At 46.2% G+C, this 22,334-nt stretch carries 22 protein-coding genes; 20 read left to right on the forward strand and 2 right to left on the reverse strand.

All coding sequences use genetic code 11. From position 1 onward, the window contains the following. Positions 1–12: 12 nt before the first annotated feature. The 10 genes from SB24_RS12310 to SB24_RS12355 all read left to right on the forward strand — a co-directional run bounded on the left by SB24_RS12310 (position 13) and on the right by SB24_RS12355 (position 11,841). Positions 13–1,503 (forward strand): N-acetylmuramoyl-L-alanine amidase, encoded by a 1,491-nt coding sequence (locus SB24_RS12310; RefSeq protein ID WP_015418344.1) that lies wholly within the window; start codon positions 13–15, stop codon positions 1,501–1,503. A gap of 216 nt (positions 1,504–1,719) precedes the next feature. Beyond that, complete coding sequence (locus SB24_RS12315) at positions 1,720–2,379, forward strand: exopolysaccharide biosynthesis polyprenyl glycosylphosphotransferase (RefSeq protein WP_003151373.1); 660 nt, start codon at positions 1,720–1,722, stop codon at positions 2,377–2,379. Positions 2,380–2,415: 36 nt separating this feature from the next. Continuing rightward, a complete protein-coding gene (gene tuaB / locus SB24_RS12320; RefSeq protein ID WP_015418343.1) occupies positions 2,416–3,864 on the forward strand; it encodes a teichuronic acid biosynthesis protein TuaB in 1,449 nt (482 codons plus the stop codon). Next, positions 3,861–5,057 (forward strand): teichuronic acid biosynthesis protein TuaC, encoded by a 1,197-nt coding sequence (gene tuaC / locus SB24_RS12325; RefSeq protein ID WP_015418342.1) that lies wholly within the window; start codon positions 3,861–3,863, stop codon positions 5,055–5,057. Before tuaB ends, tuaC begins: the two co-directional genes overlap by 4 nt. A gap of 4 nt (positions 5,058–5,061) precedes the next feature. After that, positions 5,062–6,402 carry a UDP-glucose 6-dehydrogenase TuaD gene (tuaD, locus tag SB24_RS12330; protein ID WP_015418341.1) on the forward strand — a complete coding sequence of 447 codons (1,341 nt, stop codon included), beginning with the start codon at positions 5,062–5,064 and terminating at the stop codon, positions 6,400–6,402. A gap of 67 nt (positions 6,403–6,469) precedes the next feature. Continuing rightward, complete coding sequence (gene tuaE, locus SB24_RS12335) at positions 6,470–7,957, forward strand: teichuronic acid biosynthesis protein TuaE (RefSeq protein ID WP_015418340.1); 1,488 nt, start codon at positions 6,470–6,472, stop codon at positions 7,955–7,957. Continuing rightward, positions 7,954–8,634 carry a teichuronic acid biosynthesis protein TuaF gene (gene tuaF, locus SB24_RS12340; RefSeq protein WP_015418339.1) on the forward strand — a complete coding sequence of 227 codons (681 nt, stop codon included), beginning with the start codon at positions 7,954–7,956 and terminating at the stop codon, positions 8,632–8,634. The genes tuaE and tuaF overlap by 4 nt, the downstream gene beginning before the upstream one ends. 23 nt (positions 8,635–8,657) lie before the next feature. After that, positions 8,658–9,416 carry a teichuronic acid biosynthesis protein TuaG gene (gene tuaG / locus SB24_RS12345; protein WP_039253632.1) on the forward strand — a complete coding sequence of 253 codons (759 nt, stop codon included), beginning with the start codon at positions 8,658–8,660 and terminating at the stop codon, positions 9,414–9,416. A gap of 19 nt (positions 9,417–9,435) precedes the next feature. After that, on the forward strand, positions 9,436–10,632 hold the full coding sequence (gene tuaH / locus SB24_RS12350) for a teichuronic acid biosynthesis protein TuaH (RefSeq protein WP_039253634.1): 1,197 nt from the start codon (positions 9,436–9,438) through the stop codon (positions 10,630–10,632). Positions 10,633–10,764: 132 nt separating this feature from the next. Further along, positions 10,765–11,841, forward strand: coding sequence for a glycosyltransferase family 4 protein (locus SB24_RS12355; protein ID WP_003151382.1), 1,077 nt, complete (start codon positions 10,765–10,767; stop codon positions 11,839–11,841). A gap of 89 nt (positions 11,842–11,930) precedes the next feature. Here SB24_RS12355 and SB24_RS12360 read toward each other — a convergent pair whose 3' ends face one another. After that, on the reverse strand, positions 11,931–13,187 hold the full coding sequence (locus tag SB24_RS12360; protein WP_039253637.1) for an LCP family protein: 1,257 nt from the start codon (positions 13,185–13,187) through the stop codon (positions 11,931–11,933). A gap of 4 nt (positions 13,188–13,191) precedes the next feature. After that, a complete protein-coding gene (locus tag SB24_RS12365; protein ID WP_003151384.1) occupies positions 13,192–13,839 on the reverse strand; it encodes a YigZ family protein in 648 nt (215 codons plus the stop codon). A gap of 222 nt (positions 13,840–14,061) precedes the next feature. Between SB24_RS12365 and degS the strand changes: the two genes are divergently transcribed. The 10 genes from degS to flgK all read left to right on the forward strand — a co-directional run bounded on the left by degS (position 14,062) and on the right by flgK (position 22,326). Beyond that, entirely contained in the window at positions 14,062–15,225 is a 1,164-nt protein-coding gene (gene degS / locus SB24_RS12370) for a two-component sensor histidine kinase DegS (RefSeq protein WP_007407484.1), read from the forward strand. 76 nt (positions 15,226–15,301) lie between these two features. Further along, complete coding sequence (gene degU, locus SB24_RS12375; RefSeq protein WP_003219701.1) at positions 15,302–15,991, forward strand: two-component system response regulator DegU; 690 nt, start codon at positions 15,302–15,304, stop codon at positions 15,989–15,991. A gap of 97 nt (positions 15,992–16,088) precedes the next feature. Beyond that, complete coding sequence (locus SB24_RS12380) at positions 16,089–16,937, forward strand: DegV family protein (RefSeq protein WP_015418336.1); 849 nt, start codon at positions 16,089–16,091, stop codon at positions 16,935–16,937. Between the two features lie 107 nt (positions 16,938–17,044). Next, the gene (locus SB24_RS12385; protein ID WP_039253641.1) at positions 17,045–18,430 is read left to right on the forward strand and encodes an ATP-dependent helicase ComFA; all 1,386 of its coding nucleotides are present in this window, start codon (positions 17,045–17,047) and stop codon (positions 18,428–18,430) included. Between the two features lie 57 nt (positions 18,431–18,487). After that, complete coding sequence (locus SB24_RS12390) at positions 18,488–18,772, forward strand: late competence protein ComFB (RefSeq protein ID WP_039253645.1); 285 nt, start codon at positions 18,488–18,490, stop codon at positions 18,770–18,772. 5 nt (positions 18,773–18,777) lie between these two features. Further along, positions 18,778–19,467 carry a phosphoribosyltransferase family protein gene (locus tag SB24_RS12395; protein WP_197061611.1) on the forward strand — a complete coding sequence of 230 codons (690 nt, stop codon included), beginning with the start codon at positions 18,778–18,780 and terminating at the stop codon, positions 19,465–19,467. 73 nt (positions 19,468–19,540) lie between these two features. Then, on the forward strand, positions 19,541–19,960 hold the full coding sequence (locus tag SB24_RS12400; protein WP_025285352.1) for a TIGR03826 family flagellar region protein: 420 nt from the start codon (positions 19,541–19,543) through the stop codon (positions 19,958–19,960). A gap of 69 nt (positions 19,961–20,029) precedes the next feature. Beyond that, the gene (gene flgM, locus SB24_RS12405) at positions 20,030–20,296 is read left to right on the forward strand and encodes a flagellar biosynthesis anti-sigma factor FlgM (RefSeq protein WP_003151393.1); all 267 of its coding nucleotides are present in this window, start codon (positions 20,030–20,032) and stop codon (positions 20,294–20,296) included. A 14-nt stretch (positions 20,297–20,310) separates the two neighbouring features. Then, positions 20,311–20,793, forward strand: coding sequence for a flagellar protein FlgN (locus SB24_RS12410; RefSeq protein WP_039253650.1), 483 nt, complete (start codon positions 20,311–20,313; stop codon positions 20,791–20,793). 15 nt (positions 20,794–20,808) lie between these two features. After that, complete coding sequence (gene flgK, locus SB24_RS12415; RefSeq protein ID WP_039253652.1) at positions 20,809–22,326, forward strand: flagellar hook-associated protein FlgK; 1,518 nt, start codon at positions 20,809–20,811, stop codon at positions 22,324–22,326. Positions 22,327–22,334 lie beyond the last annotated feature (8 nt).

Below are 22,334 nucleotides of genomic sequence, written 5' to 3' on the forward strand. Positions count from 1 at the left end.
GAGGAGATCGGATTGAAATTCATCATAAAATGTCTCCCCGTCTTTATTCTCGGGGTCATTCTATTTGTCCCTTCCGCTTTGGCTGACAACACGGTTAAAAGGATCGGCGGAAGCACCCGGTATGATACGGCTGTACTGGCGGCAAAACAATCATGGGGTGAAGCGAAAACGGTCATTATCACCGGCGGAACTTCATATGCCGATGCAATTGCCGCTGCGCCGCTTGCATATCAAAAAAATGCGCCGCTGCTGTTTACAAATAAAGATCAGCTGTCTGCGGGCACAAAAAAGGGATTAATTGATTTAAAAACGAAAAATGTGATTATCGTTGGCGGCACACCTGCCGTTTCGAAAAATACCGCAAATCAAATTGCTAAATTAGGCATCAGTGTCAAACGATTATCAGGGAGCACGAGATATGCCACAGCCGCAAAAGTGGCGGGTGAAATGACAAGATCTTCTACAGCCCTTGTGGTCAACGGGTTTGTTGATGCAGATGGAATGGCTGCGATTTCTTATGCGTCCGCTAAAAAATATCCGATTTTATTCACTAATGATTCGACATTAAATGGTTCTACGTCCAATGCGATCAAAAGCTTAGGGATTAAAAACACGATTGTCATCGGCGGGACAAGCAGCATCAGCAGCTCACTTTACAATAAACTGCCGAACCCTTCAAGAATCAGCGGCAAAAACCGCTATAACCTGTCTGTGAATCTTGCAAAAAAGACAGGCTTAAGCACAGGTTATACGTTTGTTACCAATGGTTTTAAAGAGGCGGATACCATCGTCGGAGGCGTGCTGAGCGCCAAACAGGGAAGAGTTCACCTGCTGACGAATGGAGACAGTCTGTCAAAAGACGTCCGGACGTATATCGGAAGTAAAAACATCACCAGCTTCACCGTCATAGGAAGTGCTTCATCTTTAAGCAACAATGCCGCGTCACAGCTTAAAAATCCCGTTGTCGGCAAAACGGTCTTTATTGATCCGGGGCACGGCTATCAGGATTCAGGTGCAACCGGAAACGGCTTGCTTGAGAAAAATGTAAATCTTGATATCGCTACGCGTCTTAACAATCAATTATACGGCGCGGGCGCGCTTACTGTAATGTCGAGGAAGGGCGACACCTTTGACTCGCTTGAGGAGAGAGTGAACAAAGGGGCGAAGGCGAACGCCGATATTTTCATCAGCGTCCATGCGAACGCAAATGATAACAGCAGTGCAAACGGTACGGAGACGTATTATGATAAAACGTACCAATCCGCAAACAGTCTGAGGCTTGCCCAAAATATTCAGCCGAGAATGGTTTCTGCTCTCGGCACGCGTGACCGCAGTGTGAAAACTGCCGGATTTTACGTCATTAAGTATTCTAAAATGCCGAGTGTCTTGTTAGAAACCGGTTTTGTCACAAGCCCGATTGATGCCAATATTTTAAAACAATCAACGAAAAAGGACAGACTCGCGGCGGGGATCACCCAAGGCGTTTCCTCCTATTTCCGATAATTTTTTGATGGAAACAGACCGGTTCATATCGGTCTGTTTTTTTATTTTTCATTATGCTTTGTCTCAAATATGGATATGAATAGATTTACAATAAAAAAACAATAATCGAAACATTCTAATAAACATTAACGCTTCCTTTACTTCCAATTAACATCCATCTGCTAAACTCACGGCATAGGTCATCAAACATCCCAACAAATCGTGAGGTGTGTGTCAGTGGGAGCAGAGAAAAGCATGAATGTAAATAATAACTATGCAGTGCGGCAGGGGACTTCCGCTGCCGTTACGGAAAGAACGGCCCGTTATTTGGCTTTTAAGCGATTCATGGACATTGTGTTTGCGCTTGCGGGGCTCTTGGCGGCGCTCCCGGTGATGGGCCTGTTCTCCATCCTGATTCGTTTGGAGTCGCCCGGCCCGGCTTTTTATAAGCAGGAGCGGGTAGGCAAAGACGGGAAGCCGTTTTATTTGTATAAGCTCCGCTCTATGAAAATAGATGCTGAAAAATCGGGGGCGGTCTGGGCGCTGAAAAAGGATCCCCGCGTGACAAAGGTCGGCGCTTTTATCAGAAGGACCCGTATTGATGAGCTGCCGCAGCTGGTAAATGTGCTTCGGGGAGAAATGAGCCTGATCGGCCCGCGTCCCGAGCGGCCCGTGTTTACGGAACAGTTTCAGGCTGAGATTCCGGGGTTTACGGAGCGGCTGGCCGTTAAGCCGGGATTAAGCGGCTGGGCGCAGGTCAACGGGGGATATGACATGACACCGAGGGAAAAACTAATGTTTGACTTATATTATATCCGCAACCTGACCTTTTCATTGGAACTGAAGATTATGCTCAAAACGTGCAAAGTGATCTGGACCGGTGACGGGGCGCGATAAAAATTCTGGTCAGCAGACAAAAAAGTAGGGAAAACGATGCCTAGTATTACAAATCAAATCTTGAGCGGCGCCAAATGGACAAGTATTTCGACAGCGTGTATTACGGTCATTCAAATCATCCAATTCGCCCTGCTCGGGCGGGTCATGTCACTGGCTGAATTCGGCCTTGTCGGCATGATCACAACGGTAGTGGTGTTTGCCCAAATTGCGCTGGATATGGGTTTTGGCGCCGCGCTCATTCAAAAAGATCATGTGACTGATAAACAGATGTCTTCCTTGTACTGGCTGAATATCATAACGGGGCTTGCGCTGTTTGCGCTGCTGTTTTTCAGCAGTCCGCTCATCGCCGATTTTTATCGGCGGGAGGAGCTTGTCTATTTAATCCGCGTGCTGGCCGTCATGTTTTTAATCGCGCCCATCGGTCAGCAATACCAGTATATGCTGCAAAAAGCGCTGGCATTTAACACGTTAAGCAAGATTGAAATCTTTTCAAATGTGCTGTCCTTCGTGTATTTGGCGGCCGCGGTTTTTTATACGGACCCGATTCTCGCCTATGTGATTTCCCAGGTGCTGCTGCAATCGTCGAAAGGGATTCTGTACTGGATGGCCTGCAGAAAAACATGGAGACCGGCGTTGGTTTTTGATCTGAAAGGAATGAAAGGCTTCTTTTCTTTCGGGGCCTTTCAGCTGTCTTCCCGGCTTGTGAACCGGCTCGGAGCGAATATTGATATGATTCTGATCGGCAGTTTTATCGGCGCTGAGGCGCTCGGCATTTACAATCTGGCCTACCAGATTGTCACGCTTCCGGTATTAAAAATTAATCCGATTATTACGAGAGTCGCGTTTCCCGTCTTTGCGAAAAACAAGCATGAAAACAGCGTTATCAGAGAAGGATTTCTCAATATGACCAAAATACTCGCGCTGATATCCTTTCCGCTTTTGCTCGGTTTGGTTTCAGTGTCGGATGCATTCGTGGCTTCGGTATTCGGAGAAAAATGGCTGGCGGCTGTCCCGGTTTTAAACGTTCTCGCCATCGTCGGGGTATTAAGGGTTCTGATGAATCCGAACGGATCTGTGCTGCTCGCAAAAGGGCGGGCCGATCTGGCGTTTTATTGGGACGCCGGGGTGATGCTGCTGTATGGTGCATCTTTGTACGCCGCCGTGCTGTCCGGAAATCTCTTGACGGTAGCCTGGACGTACGCTTTCATCAGCATCCTGAATTTCCTGATCGGGCGCTGGCTGTTGGCATATGTCATTAAGCTGCGGCTGTCGGCTTACTTCAAAGCCGTGGCCAAACCGTTTCTGCTTACGGCGGCAATGGGTGTCATCGCCTTTACAGCCAGCTTCGGCACGGAGCGGATCAGCCTTGATGTCAAGCTGCGGCTGGCGATCTCCGTAGCCTGCGGCGCGTTGTGTTATTTATTCCTGTTAGGAAAAGCTTATCCGCATATGAAAAGTAAATTAAGAAAAGGACGTTTGCTATGAAGGTATTGTGGATGACAAGTGTCTATCCGAGCAGTGAGAAGCCGGGAGAAGGCGTTTTTCATGAGACGCAGGCCCAAGAATTGAGAAAGCTTGGCGCGGAGATGACCGTCATTTGTCCGCGGCCGAAACTCGCCGCGCCATTCCGGGTGCTGAAAAAGACGTATCGGCAAAAGGATATCAGGCCGGCGTATGAATGGCGGAAAGGCGTGTCCGTCCACCGGCCGTTTTATCAGGCGGTTCCCGGGCAGCTGAAATGGGCGCAGCCGCATAAAAGAATGGCGGAATCCATTCTTTCCGAAATCAAAAATCATGGCCTGAAGCCCGATCTGATTCACGCGCATTTCGCCATGCCGTCAGGCGGAGCGGCCGCCATTGTGTCAAAGGCTTTAGGCATTCCGTATGTGCTGACCTTGCATGGCAGTGATGTCAATGTCTATCCGCATTACAGCAAAAGCGCTCATCGCGCATTTACATTTGCGGTGCGGGAAGCAGCCGATATTTACGCTGTGAGCGGCAGTCTGCGGGAACAAATGAAAAAGCTCATCGAAGCGGAGTGCACCGTGCTTCCGATCGGCATCACGCTTGACGCCTTCCGAAAAAGGAACGAGACGAAAGAAGCCGTCAGAAAACGGCTCGGCCTTCCTCCGGATAAAAAACTGATCGTGTTCATCGGCAGGCTTGTCAAAGAGAAAGGTGTTTTCGACTTATCAAAAGCCGTTCAATCATTGGATGAAAGATATGAAGCCGTCTTTGTCGGTGACGGTCCCGCCGCATCTTCATTGCGTGAAGCCGCTCATATCGTCACCGGGCAAGTGCCGAACGACAAGGTACAGGACTATCTGCTGGCTTCGGATGTAATGGCGCTGCCGTCCTACAGCGAAGGCATGCCGACTGTGGTCATTGAGGCGCTCGCTCTGAAGGTGCCGGTGATCTGCACCGATGTCGGAGGATTGGCTTCTTTATTCGGGAAACACCGGGGGTTGCTGATCAAGCCGGGTTCACCTGAGACGCTGGCAGAATCGATTCTGCAATATGACGAAGGAGAGGCTTGGACGCCGCAAACAGCCGAGGAACTTTATCAAACCGTCCGCACGTATTTTGACGCAAGCCAAAACGCGAAAGCGCTGAAAGAGAAATACCGATCCGTAATGAACCGGGCCGGGCAAGAGGAGAACCTTTCGAAAGAGGGATGAAGCTGTGAAAAAAATCGCTGTATTAGGAACAGGGTATGTAGGTCTTGTATCTGGAACTTGTTTTGCGGAAATCGGCCATCATGTGACTTGCTGTGACATCAATGAAGCGAAAATCAGAAGCTTGCAAAACGGAGTCATCCCGATATATGAACCGGGGCTTGAGGAATTAGCCGAAAAAAATGTCAGTGCCGGGCGCTTATCCTTTACGGCCTGCATTGAGCCGGCTGTGAAAGCCGCTGATATCATCTATATCGCCGTCGGTACGCCGATGTCAAAGACGGGTGAAGCCGATCTGACCTACATTAAGGCAGCGGCGCAAACAATCGGAGAACAGCTGAACGGATACAAAATCATTGTCACCAAAAGCACTGTTCCGGTCGGGACAGGAAAGCTCGTTTACCAAATCGTCAGCGAAGCGTCAAAGGGAAAATATCCGTTTGATGTCGCGTCAAATCCTGAATTCCTCCGCGAAGGTTCGGCGGTGCGGGATACGATGCAGATGGAGCGGGCGGTTATCGGCGCCACAAGCGAACATGCCGCTTCGGTCATTGAAGAGCTTCATAAGCCGTTCCGTACGAAGATCGTAAAGACCAATCTTGAAAGCGCGGAAATGATTAAGTATGCCGCAAATGCTTTTTTAGCCGCGAAAATATCTTTTATTAACGATATCGCCAATATTTGCGAACGTGTCGGGGCGGACATTTCCCATGTGTCAGAAGGCGTCGGTCTTGACAGCCGGATCGGGAATAAATTTTTGCAGGCGGGCATCGGATTCGGCGGATCCTGCTTTCCGAAGGATACAACGGCTTTATTGCATATCGCAAACGCCGCCGGCTATCCGTTTCAAATGATGGAAGCCGTCATTGAAACCAATCAGAAGCAGCGGGTCCGTATTACGGAAAAATTGAACCGCGCCATCGGTCCCTTAAAAGGGAAAACCGCGGCCGTACTGGGGCTGGCCTTTAAACCGCACACAAATGACGTCCGCTCCGCCCCGGCCCTTGATATCATCACAAGCCTTAAAGAGCAGGGCGCTCACGTGAAAGCGTATGATCCGATCGCGATTCCCGAAGCGTCAGCGATATTAGGAGACGGCGGCATTGAATATCACACAGAGCTGTACAGTGCCATTAAAAACGCGGATGCATGCCTGATTACAACAGATTGGCCGGAAGTCAAGGAGATGGATCTTCAGAGGGCGAAGCAGCTGCTCAAACAGCCGGTCATCATTGACGGCAGAAATATGTTTCCGCTGGAGTATATGAGGATTTCAGGATTCACTTATCATTCCGTCGGACGTCCGGCGGTTCATGCCGATCGGCAAATAAAAGAACTGGCAAGATAGAAAAAGATTTGTCTTCAGGCTCTCGGCAGCCCGGCTCGGCTGCCGGTTTTGGAAAGGGGTTTGCCATGTGAGTATCAAACGTTCAGCGGCACATGTTCTTGTGCTGCTTGCCGCTCTCATTACAGGAGGATTCATCATGCTGGAGGCGGTCAGGACGGATGCCGGATTCGGAAAAATCACCGTGCTGCTGCTTGCCGCCATGATCGGTATTGCCGGACTTGCTTTGCTATCCGCCTTTACAACAAACGGTCAGATGTTTATGGGGCTCATTTATATACTGATCGCGTGTACATTTTTAAACCAGGCCTTCTTTGCGATCCATCTCGGATTTTTCAGCTTATTTATATACCGGCTGTTATTAATCGGAGCGGGCGCCCTTCACATCGCCGGCATCCTGACAAACCGTCATCATATTGACAGATGGAATCGGGTGAATGTAAAAGGGGTTCTGATGTTTTTCGCCTTATGGTTTACATACGGTCTCCTATCGTTATTGTGGGCAAAATCCGTGACGTACGGGATTAAATATTTAGCTTTAATGGGAATGGGCATGTTTCTGATTTATCTTATTGTCATGTTCATTCAGCGCTTTGATCAGCTGATGGTTTTTTACGGCATATGGCTTGTGATGACCATTTTTGTGATGGCGATCGGCTTTTACAACCATTTTACACACCACCATCTGCCGAGCTCCACGCTTTATAACGGCCCGCAGTACAAACAGCATTACCCGACGTCCGTTTTCTTTAATCAAAATGATTTCGCGACGTTTTTGTGCATCAGTTTCTTTCTGTATGCGGCGGCGGTGAAAAATATGAAAAACGGCTATGTGAAGGCCGTCAGCCTGCTCTTTGCGATCAGCGCTTTGTATTTAATCATTTTGACCGGTTCGCGCGCGAGTCTGCTGGGCATATGCGCGGGGGCGGCTGTATACGTCTTCATTCTGCTGCCTTCCCTGTTGAAAAAGCTCGCGCTGTACGCAGCGGGAGCGGGTGCGGCGCTGTTTGCGGTTTTATTTGCGGGCCGTATCACCAACGCCGTCTTGAATCTGTTTTCAGCTCCGCAGGCGATGCCGGGACAGCAACCGCTTCCTTCCAACCTCGCGAGGGCGAATCTTTTAAAAAACGCCTTTCACTATGTGATTGATTCCTGGGGGTTTGGAGTGGGTGCCGGAAACGTCTCTTACTATTTAAAAGCGGAGCCTGTTTATGATACGGGCGGCGTAGTTGAGGTGCACAACTGGCTCGTCGAGATTATCGCGAACTTCGGCGTGCTTACGATGCTCGGTTACCTGACAGTCTATTTGTTCCTTTTTTGGACACTTTATAAATGTCATGAAAGAAAATCGGAAAATCAGTCAAGACTGATCACAGAAGGACTTATCACGGCGATGGCCGGTTTTTTGGTAAGCAGCATCAGCCCAAGCTCCGTATCAAATTTATTTTTCCACTGGGTATTTCTCTCGCTCGTGATCGCGGCGGTCAATATATTGAGGCGGTTACAAAAGGAGCCTGCCGTCACGGCGTACTATGAAAAACAGGGAGATGCGAGATGAAGGATATGTTGACAAGAATAACCCGGCGTATCAAAAAGAATATTATTTGGATCATTGCGCTGCCCGTTGTGTTAGGGGCGGCGGGATATGTATTGCCGTCAAAAATCAGCGGGAGCAGCAGTTTTACATCAGAAGCCGCGATCGCCGCGGGAAATTATGATCATCCGCTTTATAACAATACAAAAGAAATCCCGCTCCTTTTGATGAGCGATGCCTTTTTAAAGCAGGCTCTGCCTGATAAAACAGACGAAGAAAGAGCGGCCGTGAAAAGTAAACTGACTGTCGAAACACAATCAGATTCATTGATCACGGTCAGCTACAGCGGCCAAAACAAGCAGGAGACCGAATCGGTGTTTCAAGCCGTCATAAAAACTTTTCTGAAGAATGATCAGGACCTGTTTGAAAAACGGGCAAAAGTAGTGCGGCAGAGTATTGCTGCGCTTGAAGGAGAAACCGTCAGCGCGGACGCCAAAGTGGATAAGGAACGATTTTTATACGAATTGAAAAATACGCAGCTGAACCTGAAAGCGGCCGGCATCATCAATTCAGAGCCGATGAATGAAACGGCGGGACAAGGCATGCCGCCGAAAAAGAAAGCGGTTCTGGGCGTTTTAATCGGCATTGCAGTTGCATTTATGTTCATTGTCATTCCTGAGTTTTTTAGAGAGTCCTTGTAAAAATCTGCGATGGAGATGTGACCATGACAAACTGGAAACCTTTCGTATCTGTCATTACACCGTCTTATAATGCAAGTGAATATATCGAAGACACGATTCAGTCCGTTTTACATCAAAGCCACCCGCATTGGGAAATGATTATCGCGGATGATTGTTCAACGGACGGAACGAGAGATATTTTACGGCAATATGAACAAAAGGATGAGCGGATCCGCGTCGTTTATTTAGAGAAAAACGGGGGAGCCGCGGCTGCCAGAAATACAGCCCTTAAACATGCCAAGGGCCGTTATGTCGCATTTCTGGACAGCGATGACAGATGGAAAAAGGAAAAGCTTCAAAAACAGCTTGCGTTTATGGCAGAGCGGTGCTGCGCTTTTTCATTTACGGGCTACAGCGTCATGGAGCAGGACGGAACGCCGACGGACAAAACGATTCAAGCCCCTGAAAGCCTGTCATATGATGAAGCTTTAAAAAACACGATTATCGGATGTTTAACGGTCATGATTGACAGAGAGCAGACGGGACAGATTCAAATGCCTGATATCAGAACGCGGCAGGATTTAGCGACATGGCTTTCCCTGTTGAAAAGGGGATTTACGGCTTACGGCCTGAATGAGTGCCTTTCAGAATACAGGCTTGTGCAGAATTCGATTTCAAGCAACAAGTGGAAAGCCGCAAAAAAAACGTGGTTTGTTTATAGAGAAATTGAGCGCCTGCATTTTATCAAGGCTTCGTGGTGTTTTATGCAATATGCGAAAAACGCGGTCTTGAAAAGACTGTAGGCGTCAGAGGAGCTGGGTGATGAAGGTGGAACCGATTATTCACGTAATCGTCGGAGCGGCGGAATGGGGTCATGACCGGCTGAGATACAGACGGCACCGGCTGGCTGAATTTCTCGCCCGGCAAAAAGAAACGAAAAGCGTCATTTGGGTATGCCCGTCTCCGCGAGCCAATGATGGTCAGACGGCCTGGATCGCCGAGGGAATCCGGCAGTTCAGTGTAAAGGATCTCATGCGGCAAAAAGCTTTCCGCTTCGGCAGGTATACAGACATGTGCTACAGGCATAAGCTTTCACCATTGTTGAACATGCTGAAGGAAGAAGGAGAAGGGGCCCGCTGCTGCTTATGGTACACCTTCCCCGGTTTTCCGCTTCTGGCAGATCTGTTTCCTTGGGATGAAGTGATTTACGATTGCAGTGATCTGTGGGCCGCTCCGATCAGCGGCCGGTCCGGGGTGCTGTCAATTGTTAGAAGAAACATCATTAAACAGGCGGAAATGAGAATCATTCAGCGTGCCGATTCCATTACGTGTACATCTGACTGTCTGCACCACGAGGTCGGAAAAAAGCTGGAGAACCCGCACCAGAAAGTGTTCACCATTGAAAACGGAGTGGAATATGACCTGTTTTCACGGGAAAATAAACAGCCGGATGAAGACATTTTGCGGGGACGGAACGGAACGGTTCTCGGTTTTATCGGCGGAATCAAACCGAAGCTCGATTTTGCGCTTATGGCGGAAACGGCAGATGTGAGGCCTGACTGGACGATTTTATTGGTAGGCCCGAACACGGCTCAGGACGATCCGGATTTCAAGTCGCTTCTGAAGCGTCCGAATGTCATCTGGACGGGACCTGCCGCGCCGAATGAAGTGCCGTCCTATATGCAGCTTGTCGACATCGGCATCATGCCGTATAAAAATTCACCTTATAATGACGCGGTATTTCCGCTTAAGCTTTTTGAATTTTTAGCCGCCGGGAAACCGGTTGTCGGCTGCAACCTTTCTTCTACGTCAAAAATCAAAAGGCCTTTCGTCTATGAATACGTTGAAGGCAGTGACCCCGCAGATTTCATCGCGGCCTGCGACGCGCTTCTGGCAGCGGACCGCAGCGGATCATATGAGGCTTTGCGCCGTGAATTGGCCCGGAGACGGGATTGGAATGTTTTATTCGGCCGAATGCTCGAATGCACGGGTATATTGAAAAATGCGCAATCCCATTAAAAGGGAAAGCGCATTTTTTGATTTGCGTGTTTCTTTTTGATGATGCTTGTTATAATAACTAGTAAGAATTATAATGGAAGGAACGGTTCAATATCAGAAAAGACTTCATATAATTCCAAAGGAGACTTCTTTATGCTTGACGAACGCATGTTTCGCATAGTTGTTGCGTTTTTTGTCTCTCTGCTAACGGTTTTAATCCTAACTCCTATCGTAAAAAAAATTGCGATCAAAATAGGTGCAGTTGACCAGCCCAGCAACCGAAAAGTACATGATAAAATAATGCCCCGTATGGGCGGCCTGGCCATCTTTATCGGCGTAGCGGCGGGTGTGCTCGCGGCCGGCATATATAATGAAACGAAAATGACCGCCATTACAGTGGGTGCGTTTATTATTGTTATTTTAGGAATCCTTGATGATAAATACCAATTAAGCGCAAAGGTAAAGTTTTTCGTCCAGCTGGCCGTGGCCATTATGATTGTGAGCACGGGACTGAAAATGGACTTTTTCTCCGTACCGTTTTTAACGGAACGTTTAGAATTGGGATGGGTCGCTTACCCGCTGACTGTGTTATGGATCGTCGGTATTACGAACGCGATGAACCTGATTGACGGTTTGGACGGACTCGCTGCCGGCCTGTCGGTCATCGGACTCTCCACTATCGCCGTTATGGCGTTATCCGGAGGGAAAATCCTTATTCTGTCACTTTCACTTGTCGTGATAGGAAGCACACTCGGATTTTTATTTTATAATTTTCATCCGGCAAAGATATTTATGGGAGATACCGGATCGCTCTTTCTCGGATACGTCATCTCAGTACTCTCATTATTAGGTCTTTATAAAAGTGTTACTTTATTCAGTATCATCATTCCGATCATCATTTTGGGCGTGCCGATTTTTGATACGACATTCGCCGTCATCAGGCGGATTTTAAACAAACAGCCGATCTCAGCGCCTGATAAGTCACATATACACCACCGGCTGATGGCCTTCGGGCTGTCACACCGTACGGCTGTCATTATCATTTATTTAATCGGCTTTATTTTCAGCGTCAGTGCCATCCTGCTGAAAAGCGCGACCATATGGCTTTCGCTGTTTATTATTTTTGTATTGATTGTATTTATGCAAATCATAGCAGAGGTCACAGGGTTAGTAAATGAACAATTTAAACCATTTACCAAGTTTTACAAGAGATTGGTAAAGAAAAATTAAAAAGAGCAGATCATGCGAATGGTCTGCTTTTTTGCTATTCTCTTATTATATAAAAAAACCCGATCCTTCTCAAAGGATCGGGTTTACTCTTAATAGCCTGTTGTGCCGCCGGACTGTGTGCTGCCCGTACCGTTTTCACCTGCAGTACCGCCGGACTGTGTGCTGCCCGTACCGTTTTCACCTGCAGTACCGCTGGTTGAATCAGTCGTGCCGCTTGTTCCTGTGCTGCCGGAAGGCGAATCAGCCGTACCGCCTGTTCCCGTGCTGTCGGAAGTCGAATCAGTCGTACTGTCCGTTCCGGTGCTGTCAGAAGCAGGATCGGATGCCGTGCTGTTTCCGGACGGGTAATCCAGATGTTTCTGCAATTCCTGCCGTATTTTTTCGAGATTGGTCGGATCGGGCTGGAAATAATATGTTCCGCGCGTAGTTGCGGTTCCGCCTAAATATAAATCTGATCCTGTTATGGTCAGTGTATCAACCTTTTTGCTGGTAAAGCCGCTGTAAATCTGCTGAAGAGCGAGTCCTTCAGTGATTCGGATATTCGTTTGGACGTTATTGCTCGCTGTTTCAGCGATTTTATCAATTTTAGCAATATTTCCAGCTCTGGACATTTGGTCGATCAGTGCGTTTAAGATTTGCTTTTGGCGGTCATTCCGGCCGAAGTCTCCGCGCTTATCCTGTTTTCTCATCCGCGCGTAAGCCAAAGCCTGCTCACCGTTCAAATGCATGTTTCCTTTCTTGAAATAGATCCGTTTCTTTTTACTGACGTCACTCATCTCGTCGAAGTCAAACGGCACTTTTACATCGACCCCGCCTACTTCATCAATAACATCCTTAAAGCCATTGAAGTCGACAGTGACATACTTATCAATCGGTATGCCTAATAAGTCTTCGACGGTTGAGACGGTTTCATCCGCTCCGCCCTTAGCAAAAGCCGCATTGATTTTTGATTTTTTACCGGTTGTGTCGCCGGCAAGCGTCACCCGCGTATCACGCGGAATACTCAGCATTTTCATTGTTTTATTTCTCGGATCAAGGGTAACGACAATAAGAGAATCTGATCGTCCGCCTTTTCCGCTTGTGGCATAATTTTCGATCCCCATAAACAAAATGGAGAACGGTTTTTTCTTCATATTGATGACTTTATCCCGTAATTTTGATTTGTCTCCGCGGGAAAGGGCATCATATGCATTATCTGCCGCATTAATCGTTTTGTATACTTTGTATCCGCCAAACCCGGCAGCGACTAACAAAACGAGGGTAAGCAGCAGCAAAATCCGTTTGAATATGATCTTTCGTTTGCTTTTCTTTTTCTTTCGAACACGCACTCTTACACGTTCAGCCATTACATTAGTCTCCTTTAGGGCTGACGTCTGTTTCTAAATACGTCAGTTCTCCCTCTGTATTCTTACTCTTGCCGTTCGTCAGTTCTGTCATCCATTTTAGAAACGCTTCTTTGTCTTTTTCTTCAACGTACGTTTCAAATTCGACATGATCCGCATAATGAATATCTTTCAGTAAAAAAACTGATTCTCTCAGTTCGTTCTCTATCTTGCCGAGCCACGTATAATCCGCTGATGTATGCATAATCCGCATCAGCTTCCGCTCCGTAACTCCTATATGATTTAAGCCTTCAGACACTGACTTCCCATATGCACGAATCAATCCGCCTGCACCGAGCTTTATTCCGCCGAAATACCGGGTAACCACCGCGCAGGTATCTTTCAGACCGCGTTTTTTCAGCACTTCCAGCATGGGGACTCCGGCTGTGCCGCTTGGTTCTCCGTCATCATTCGCCTTTTGTATATGGTCGGTTTCGCCGATCAGATAAGCTGAGCAGTTATGAGTCGCATTCCAGTGCTGTTTTTTTATCTTTTGTATAAATTCCTGCGCTTCCTCTTCAGAAGCAGCACGGCTCAGGTGACAGATAAAACGCGATTTTTCAATCACAATCTCATGTTCACCCGTTTCTTTAACTGTTAAATAGCTGTGCAGCATGATTGCTGGACCCTCCTGACAAGCATTAAAAGACTTGTTTCTACAAATTCGAACAGACTTTAGAATTTTTGCGCATATTTTGGTATCATGAAAGAGTAAGATACTATATAAAAATGTTTTTTTCTAGAATATACGCATTCTTTCATTATAATTCGACATAAATTGCAGTTCAATTACATTTATAATAAAAATACATAACAACACCGTTACGGAGGGAGACAGATGAATAAATCGAAGATGGACTCCAAAGTTTTGGATTCTATACTTATGAAAATGCTGAAAACCGTGGACGGGAGTAAGGACGAGGTTTTTCAAATCGGAGAGCAGTCGCGCCAGCAATATGAGCAGCTGGTTGAAGAACTCAAACAGATCAAACAGCAGGTCTACGAAGTCATTGAGCTGGGCGACAAACTTGAAGTTCATACGCGGCACGCACGAAACCGCTTGTCTGAAGTAAGCAGAAATTTCCATAAGTTCAGCGAAGAAGAAATTCGCAACGCCTATGAAAAGGCGCACAAACTTCAAGTGGAACTGACGATGATCCAGCAGCGTGAAAAGCAGCTGCGGGAGCGCAGAGATGATTTAGAACGCCGGCTTTTGGGGCTTCAGGAAATCATTGAACGGTCAGAATCATTGGTCAGCCAAATAACCGTCGTTCTGAATTACCTGAATCAAGACCTTCGCCAAGTAGGGCTTCTTCTTGCCGATGCGCAGGCTAAACAAGATTTCGGTTTAAGAATCATTGAAGCCCAAGAGGAAGAAAGAAAAAGAGTTTCCAGAGAAATTCATGACGGTCCCGCGCAAATGCTGGCAAATGTCATGATGAGATCGGAATTAATTGAACGGATCTTCCGCGACCGCGGCACGGAGGACGGATTTCAGGAAATCAGAAATCTGCGGCAGAATGTGCGGAATGCCCTTTACGAAGTCAGAAGGATTATATATGATTTAAGACCGATGGCATTGGACGATCTCGGGCTGATTCCGACACTGAGAAAATATCTTTATACAACTGAAGAATACAACGGAAAGGTGAAAATACATTTTCAGTGTATCGGAGACACGGAGAACCAAAGGCTTGCCCCGCAATTTGAAGTGGCGCTTTTCCGTCTCGCTCAGGAAGCCGTCACAAATGCACTCAAGCATTCAGAATCAGAGGAAATTACAGTAAAAGTGGAAGTAACCGCTGATTTTGTCGTTCTCATCATTAAGGACAACGGAAAAGGCTTTGATATTAAGGATGCTAAACAAAAGAAAAACAAGTCATTCGGCTTGCTGGGAATGAAAGAAAGAGTAGATCTGCTTGAAGGAACGATAACGATAGACTCTAAAATAGGTCTTGGGACATTTATCATGATTAAGGTTCCGTTATCTCTCGGCCTATAATTTGTTAAATAGAGCCAAAAGACATATTGACCGAACAGCGGCGTATATAGAACAATAGGATAAGGAGGCGTAGCGTGTGACTAAAGTAAATATTGTTATTATCGACGACCATCAACTATTCCGTGAGGGTGTAAAAAGAATATTGGATTTTGAACCTACCTTTGAAGTGGTAGCAGAAGGTGACGATGGAGATGAGGCGGCTCGAATCGTCGAGCATTACCATCCCGATGTTGTCATAATGGACATCAATATGCCGAATGTAAATGGAGTAGAGGCTACTAAACAGCTTGTTGAGCTGTACCCTGAATCTAAGGTGATTATCCTCTCCATCCATGATGATGAAAACTATGTGACTCATGCTTTAAAAACAGGTGCAAGAGGCTATCTCCTGAAAGAGATGGACGCAGATACTTTAATCGAAGCAGTGAAAGTGGTAGCCGAGGGCGGTTCTTACCTTCACCCGAAAGTAACCCACAATCTTGTCAACGAATTCCGCCGTCTTGCGACAAGCGGAGTTTCTGCTCATCCTCAGCATGAGGTTTACCCGGAAATCCGGAGACCATTACATATATTAACGAGACGGGAATGTGAAGTGCTGCAAATGCTTGCAGACGGAAAAAGCAACCGCGGAATCGGTGAATCATTGTTTATCAGTGAGAAAACAGTGAAAAACCACGTGAGTAATATTTTGCAGAAAATGAACGTTAATGACCGGACACAAGCCGTTGTCGTGGCCATTAAAAACGGCTGGGTAGAGATGCGTTAGTCATGTGTGAGAAGACTTGCCTGTTATGGCAAGTCTTTTTTTACAGCTGCATATCTATTAAAATACTTATTAAGTACTTAATAAGGCAGGTAAAGTGATGAAGATTGCAGTTGTAACAGACAGTACAGCATATATTCCGAAAGAGATGAGAGAAGAACATCATATTCATATGATCCCTCTCCAAGTGGTTTTCGGTGAAAAAACATTCCGCGAAGAAACAGAACTCGACTGGAGAAGTTTTTATAAAGAAGTAAAAAATCATGATGAGCTGCCGACTACGTCTCAGCCTTCTTTCGGTGAATTAATCGCATTGTACGAAGAACTGGGCAAAACATATGACGCAGTCATAAGCATACATTTGTCCAGCGGAATCAGCGGAACATATAACAGCGCCGCCTCGGCAAACACTATGGTTGATCATATTAAAGTTTATCCCTTTGATTCAGAGATCAGCTGTTTGGCACAAGGTTTTTATGCATTAAAGGCAGCACAGCTCATTAAAGACGGTGTTGACTCACCGGAAGAGATTATAAAAGAGCTGGATGATATGAAAAAAACAGTCCGTGCGTATTTTATGGTGGACGATTTATCACACCTCCAGCGGGGCGGGCGTCTAAGCAGTGCTCAGGCTTTTATCGGCGGTCTGTTAAAGGTAAAGCCTATTCTTCATTTTGACAATAAGGTAATTGTTCCTTTTGAGAAGATTCGGACACGCAAAAAGGCGATTTCGAGAATTTTTGAGCTGTTTGGGGAGGATGCAAGTAAAGGAATCCCGATGCGGGCCGCTGTCATCCATGCAAACAGGGAAGAAGAAGCGGCGGCTATTATACAGGAGTTAAGCGGTAAATATCCTCATGTCGAATTCTATAACAGCTATTTCGGTGCCGTGATCGGAACCCATTTGGGCGAAGGCGCCATCGGAATCGGCTGGTGCTTTAAAAACTAAGTGAAAATCTCCGTTTTCAAGGGCGGAGATTTTTTTATTATTAAGTTTTCGTGATTCGACAAAAAAATTCCCGGCAGGCATACTTTGAGCAGAAAGGAGGCAGGGAGATGTCCGAGGGTGCTTCAGAATTTTCAGAGGTGCGGGATTTCTTTTACGGCCGGCATTTATTGAGATCTGAGATACCGTTTTCAGATCAGCGCATCAAGCGTTTTATAGAAAAAGAGTATATAACGGCCGAGCCGTCAATCATCCGCCGGAAAAACCGTTACGTCTGCCAACGATGCGGTCAGTCTGATCAAGCCTGCTTTGCGGCATTTTGGGCGTCCTCTGCCAAAAGGCAGATTACCTATTGCCGTGCCTGTGTCATGATGGGAAGGGCTGATGAACTGACATCATTATATTCTTGGAATCAAGCCTCTGAAAACAGCTGGGAGCCTGTAAAGCTTTCTTGGGAAGGAACACTGACAGACGGACAGAAGAAGGCGGCCGCCGCGCTTACAGATGCGATAAAAGAGAGACAAGAGCTGTTAGTATGGGCGGTATGCGGATCGGGGAAAACAGAGATGCTGTTTCCGGGTATCGAGTTTGCGCTGAATCACGGTTTGCGCGTCTGTGTCGCGACTCCGCGTACAGATGTCGTACTTGAACTGCTGCCGAGACTGAAAAAAGCATTTGAGAAAGTCGAAGTTTCTGCTTTGTACGGCGGCAGCGAGGACAAAGGCCGTCTGACTCCGTTAATGATTTCAACCGCTCACCAGCTGATGCGCTACCGAGACATTTTTGATGTCATGATAATAGATGAAGTAGATGCGTTTCCTTTTTCAGCCGATGAGACATTAAGATTCGCTGTTGATAAAGCGAGGAAGAAAAACAGCGCCCTTGTTTATGTAACGGCAACTCCTTCAGACACATTAAAAAAGAAGGCTGAAGCCGGTTTGCTGAAAAGCGTCCGCATACCGGCCAGATATCATCGGAAACCCCTCCCGGAGCCGCGTTTTTTGTGGTGCGGCAATTGGAAGAAGAAGCTTCAGAAAGGAAAACTGCCGCGCTCTGTAACCGATTGGGTCCGCCAAAAACTTCAATCACAGCTGCCGGTTTTCTTATTCGTTCCGTCTGTACACGTATTGAAAAAGACAACGGATTATTTTCAGAAATTAAACATACGGGCAGAAGGCGTACATGCGGAAGACACATTCAGAAAGGATAAAGTGAAACGGTTCAGAGACGGCGGGCTTGACCTGCTGGTAACGACTACGATTTTAGAAAGAGGGGTTACCGTGCCCAAAGTTCAGACATGTGTCCTCGGCGCAGAAGCACCTATCTTTACCGAGAGCGCGCTCGTACAGATCGCGGGCAGAACGGGAAGGCATTATAAACATTTCAGCGGTGATGTCGTCATGTTTCATTTCGGAATTACAAACGGAATGAAAAAAGCAAAAAAACATATAGAACATATGAACAAATTGGCACAAAAAAGTAAATTGTTGGACTAGTTAATTTCAGAAAACGTGATACAGTATACTCATACTTTCCTATGAGGAGCTGTCAGCATGCTTGTCAATTCTAAAGAAATCATATTAAAGGAACTTCTCGACCGCCATATGTCTCAGCTTCATATGAAATGCACATGCCGGGTATGCAAAAATGATGTACTGGCACTTTCATTAAACCGGGCTGAGCCGGCATATGTTACAGATAAAAAGAAAGTTGCTTATGCAAAAGCAGAGATAGTTGATAAACAGAAAAATACGGCGCTGCTTGTCATTCTGGCTGAATCAGCGGCGATTGTTTCGGTTAATCCAAGCGAGTTCTGTGAAACTCGGGAAGGAGCGTAATATCTCTGAATTGTTTATTGTGTGACTCACCAATTTCAAGTTCATTGACTTGGAGATCTCTGTTTTCTCTGGCGCCCGAGCAAGAGATATGCAGCATATGCAGCAGCCAATTCGAAAAAATTGAAGGCCCCGTATGCAGTATATGCGGGAGGCCTCAGGAGTCAAATGAAAAATGCGCTGATTGTGCGGCCCGGGAATCAAAAACGGAAAAGCGCTTTTTGCTGCGGCAAAACCGTTCGGTATATTTATATAATGATGCGATGAAGGACTCATTGGCCCGTTTTAAATTCAGGGGTGATGCGAAAATCATTCAAGCATTTGAACGTGACTTTGCTGCCGGCTTTAAAGCGGCATATCCATCAAATACACATACTCTCATCCCTATTCCGCTGAGCGGCGAACGGCTGGCGGAACGCGGATTCAATCAATCCGAGCTGCTGGCCTCTCTGCTCGGAATGCCTGTCATTTCCCCCCTCATCCGACTGAACAATGAAAAACAATCCAAAAAGAGCAAAACAGACAGGCTGTCTGCAGAAAAAAAGTTTTCAGCAGCCGAAAACTCCGCCGAAGGTATGAACGTCATTTTAATAGATGATATTTATACGACGGGCGCCACACTTCACCAAGCCGCCGAAGTCCTGCTGACAGCGGGCAAAGCGTCATCGGTCTCCTCTTTTACTTTAATCAGGAGCTAAATCATTCTTTTTTTCTGCCGATATAATTGATAGAAATATAAGGCAGATTAAAGAAGGAATAGGAGTTAATACGATGGGTGAATTGGCGAATTGTCCAAAATGCAATGCTTTATTTTTTAAAACGAACCTGCAGACCGTGTGCCAGGCATGTATTAAAGAAGAAGAAAAAGCATTTGAAACCGTCTATAAATTTTTGAGAAAGCAGATCAACAGACAGTCGACGATGCAGCAGATCACTGAGGAAACAGGTGTGGATGAAGAGCTGATCCTCAAGTTTATCAAACAAAAAAGGATTCAGATCAGCCAGCTTCCGAATTTGGCATATCCTTGCGAAAGGTGCGGAAATCCAATCAGGACGGGGAAATTTTGCAAGTCCTGTCAGACAGATATTGAGTCACAATTAGACCATATGAACCAAAAAACAGCCGCTGAATTCGAAGATAAAAACAGTACAAAAGACACATACTATGCCTATAATACCAAAAACACCTGATTCCCTAAACTAACTGATAACGCAGTCGATAAAAGAATTAGACTGCGAACAGAAAGCGAGAGGAATCCTATGAAAATCAATCAGTACGGAACACAATCCGTTAATCCATACCAAAAAAATTACGAAAAGCAAGCCGTACAAAAAGAGGCTGCAAAGCCGAAGGACAAAGTGGAAATTTCTTCTCATGCAAAAGAGCTTCAAAATGCGTCAGATGCGGTCACTAAAACACGACAGGAAAAAATCGCTCAGCTTAAAGCGGATATAGAGAGCGGAACATATAAAATAGATTCAAACAGCATCGCTGAAAATATAGTAAATTTCTATAAAAAGCAATAAAAAGGAGAAAGCCAATGTCAGCAAAGCCAATTATTGATCAACTGAAGCGACTTTGCGCACTGCATGAACATCTGCTCACGCTGTCTGAGGAGAAAACGGAAGCGCTGAAAGCAGGTAAAACAATAGAGCTCTCCAACATATTGACCAAAGAGCAAAAGTATATTCAGGCAATCGGGCAGACTGAGGAAGAACGAATCAGGTTAACTTCTCAGTTTCTCAGCCGCGGTGAGGACAATACAATTGCTGCATGCATCTCCAGAACTTCAGGCAGTGAAAAACAGGAGCTTGAAGGGTTATTTCACTCTTTGTCTGCGCTTCTTGACCGTCTGAAAGAAGTGAATGAGATGAACAAACAGCTCACGATTCAGGCTTTACAATTCATCTCCGGGGCATTCGATATGATCATGCCGGGTGAAAAAGAGAATATGAATTATAAAGAGCCGCAAGCGGCGCGCAAGCCTGTCAGCCGTTTGACATTATTCGATTCAAAAGCTTAGAACGGAGGATTTTCAATGCCATCGACTTTTATGGGGCTGGAAACAGCAAGGCGTGCATTGAGTGCGCAGCAGACTGCATTGAGCACAGTTTCAAATAACGTTGCAAATGCAAATACAGAAGGGTACACGAGGCAGCGCGTCACATTACAATCGACGAGCCCTTATCCCGCAGTATCAAAAAACAGTGATCTGACGGCCGGCCAAATCGGAACAGGAGTAAAAGCCGGTTCAGTTGAGCGCGTCAGAGACAGTTTTTTAGACTATCAGTACAGAACTGAAAATACAAAATTAGGGTACTATACAGCCCGTTCCAATTCATTGTCGCAAATGGAGGGCGTCATGAAAGAGCTTGACGATAACGGATTAAACGGATCGCTCAGTTCATTTTGGAATGCCCTTCAGGATCTGGCGACGAATCCGGAAAATACGGGAGCGCGCTCAGTTTTGCAGGAGCAGGGGAAATCTCTTGCCGAAAGTTTTAACTATATATCTACCTCTTTGACTAACATTCAGGGTGATCTTAAAAAGAACCTGGATAACACAGCGGATCAGGTCAATTCCATTCTCAATCAGCTGAATGACCTTAACAATCAAATAGCGGCAGTTGAGCCGAGCGGTATGCTCCCTAATGATTTGTATGACCAAAGAGACAGATTGATTGATCAATTATCTTCTATGGCAAATATTAAAGTTTCATATAATAAGTCGGGCGGACATGCCTTGGCGACTGCTGAGGGCACGGTTAACGTCGAATTGCTGAACGGAAACAACAATTCTCTCGGTACGCTGCTCGACGGTAACACAAAAACAGTTTCAGAAATGAAAATCAACTACGACAAGGACAGCGGCCTTGTGTCGAGTGTGTCAGTCGGCAGCAATACGGTCAATGCGGATGCATTTACCGGAAAAGGCTCACTTTTAGGTCTTATTGAATCATACGGCTATATGTCAAACGGAGAAGAAAAAGGTCTTTATCCTGAAATGCTGACGGCTCTTGACAATATGGCGCTGTCCTTTGCTGACGCGTTTAATGCAGTTCATGAAAAAGGGAAGACCTATACAGGCGAACAGGGTGCAGCATTTTTTGATTTCAGCGGTGATGAAGCGGTGCCGGCAAAAGGTGCGGCTGCGAAAATAAAAGTCAGTGACAAAATTCTTGCGTCTACTGATAATATCGCAGCGTCGTTAAACGGAGAAAAAAGTGACGGCACAAACGCGACAAATCTTGCAGCTGTACAGAACAGCAAGCTGACTATTAACGGTGAAACCACTACAATTAATGACTTTTATGAATCCCTTATCGGAAAGCTGGGCGTTAATTCACAAAAAGCGGCCAATCTTATGAACAACTCTGAAAGCAACACCCTTTCAGCCGATGAACGGAGACAATCAGTCAGTGCAGTGTCTTTAGATGAGGAAATGACAAATATGATTCAGTTTCAGCACGCTTATAATGCGGCTGCGCGGATCATAACGATGCAGGATGAAATATTCGATAAAATTATTAACGGTATGGGCACCGGAGGAAGATAGGAGATAAG

The sequence above is a fragment of the Bacillus sp. Pc3 genome (assembly GCF_000815145.1).
GTDB classification, from domain to species: domain Bacteria; phylum Bacillota; class Bacilli; order Bacillales; family Bacillaceae; genus Bacillus; species Bacillus velezensis.

What these genes read in the sequence shown, in the direction of transcription:
- tuaB (WP_015418343.1), top strand. Translation starts at nt 2,416, where the DNA reads ATGCCTAGTATTACAAATCAAATCTTGAGCGGCGCCAAATGGACAAGT.
- tuaC (WP_015418342.1), top strand. Translation starts at nt 3,861, where the DNA reads ATGAAGGTATTGTGGATGACAAGTGTCTATCCGAGCAGTGAGAAGCCG.
- tuaF (WP_015418339.1), top strand. Translation starts at nt 7,954, where the DNA reads ATGAAGGATATGTTGACAAGAATAACCCGGCGTATCAAAAAGAATATT.
- tuaG (WP_039253632.1), top strand. Translation starts at nt 8,658, where the DNA reads ATGACAAACTGGAAACCTTTCGTATCTGTCATTACACCGTCTTATAAT.
- tuaH (WP_039253634.1), top strand. Translation starts at nt 9,436, where the DNA reads ATGAAGGTGGAACCGATTATTCACGTAATCGTCGGAGCGGCGGAATGG.
- SB24_RS12355 (WP_003151382.1), top strand. Translation starts at nt 10,765, where the DNA reads ATGCTTGACGAACGCATGTTTCGCATAGTTGTTGCGTTTTTTGTCTCT.
- SB24_RS12360 (WP_039253637.1), bottom strand. Translation starts at nt 13,187, where the DNA reads ATGGCTGAACGTGTAAGAGTGCGTGTTCGAAAGAAAAAGAAAAGCAAA.
- SB24_RS12365 (WP_003151384.1), bottom strand. Translation starts at nt 13,839, where the DNA reads ATGCTGCACAGCTATTTAACAGTTAAAGAAACGGGTGAACATGAGATT.
- degS (WP_007407484.1), top strand. Translation starts at nt 14,062, where the DNA reads ATGAATAAATCGAAGATGGACTCCAAAGTTTTGGATTCTATACTTATG.
- SB24_RS12380 (WP_015418336.1), top strand. Translation starts at nt 16,089, where the DNA reads ATGAAGATTGCAGTTGTAACAGACAGTACAGCATATATTCCGAAAGAG.
- SB24_RS12385 (WP_039253641.1), top strand. Translation starts at nt 17,045, where the DNA reads ATGTCCGAGGGTGCTTCAGAATTTTCAGAGGTGCGGGATTTCTTTTAC.
- SB24_RS12390 (WP_039253645.1), top strand. Translation starts at nt 18,488, where the DNA reads ATGCTTGTCAATTCTAAAGAAATCATATTAAAGGAACTTCTCGACCGC.
- SB24_RS12400 (WP_025285352.1), top strand. Translation starts at nt 19,541, where the DNA reads ATGGGTGAATTGGCGAATTGTCCAAAATGCAATGCTTTATTTTTTAAA.
- flgM (WP_003151393.1), top strand. Translation starts at nt 20,030, where the DNA reads ATGAAAATCAATCAGTACGGAACACAATCCGTTAATCCATACCAAAAA.
- SB24_RS12410 (WP_039253650.1), top strand. Translation starts at nt 20,311, where the DNA reads ATGTCAGCAAAGCCAATTATTGATCAACTGAAGCGACTTTGCGCACTG.
- flgK (WP_039253652.1), top strand. Translation starts at nt 20,809, where the DNA reads ATGCCATCGACTTTTATGGGGCTGGAAACAGCAAGGCGTGCATTGAGT.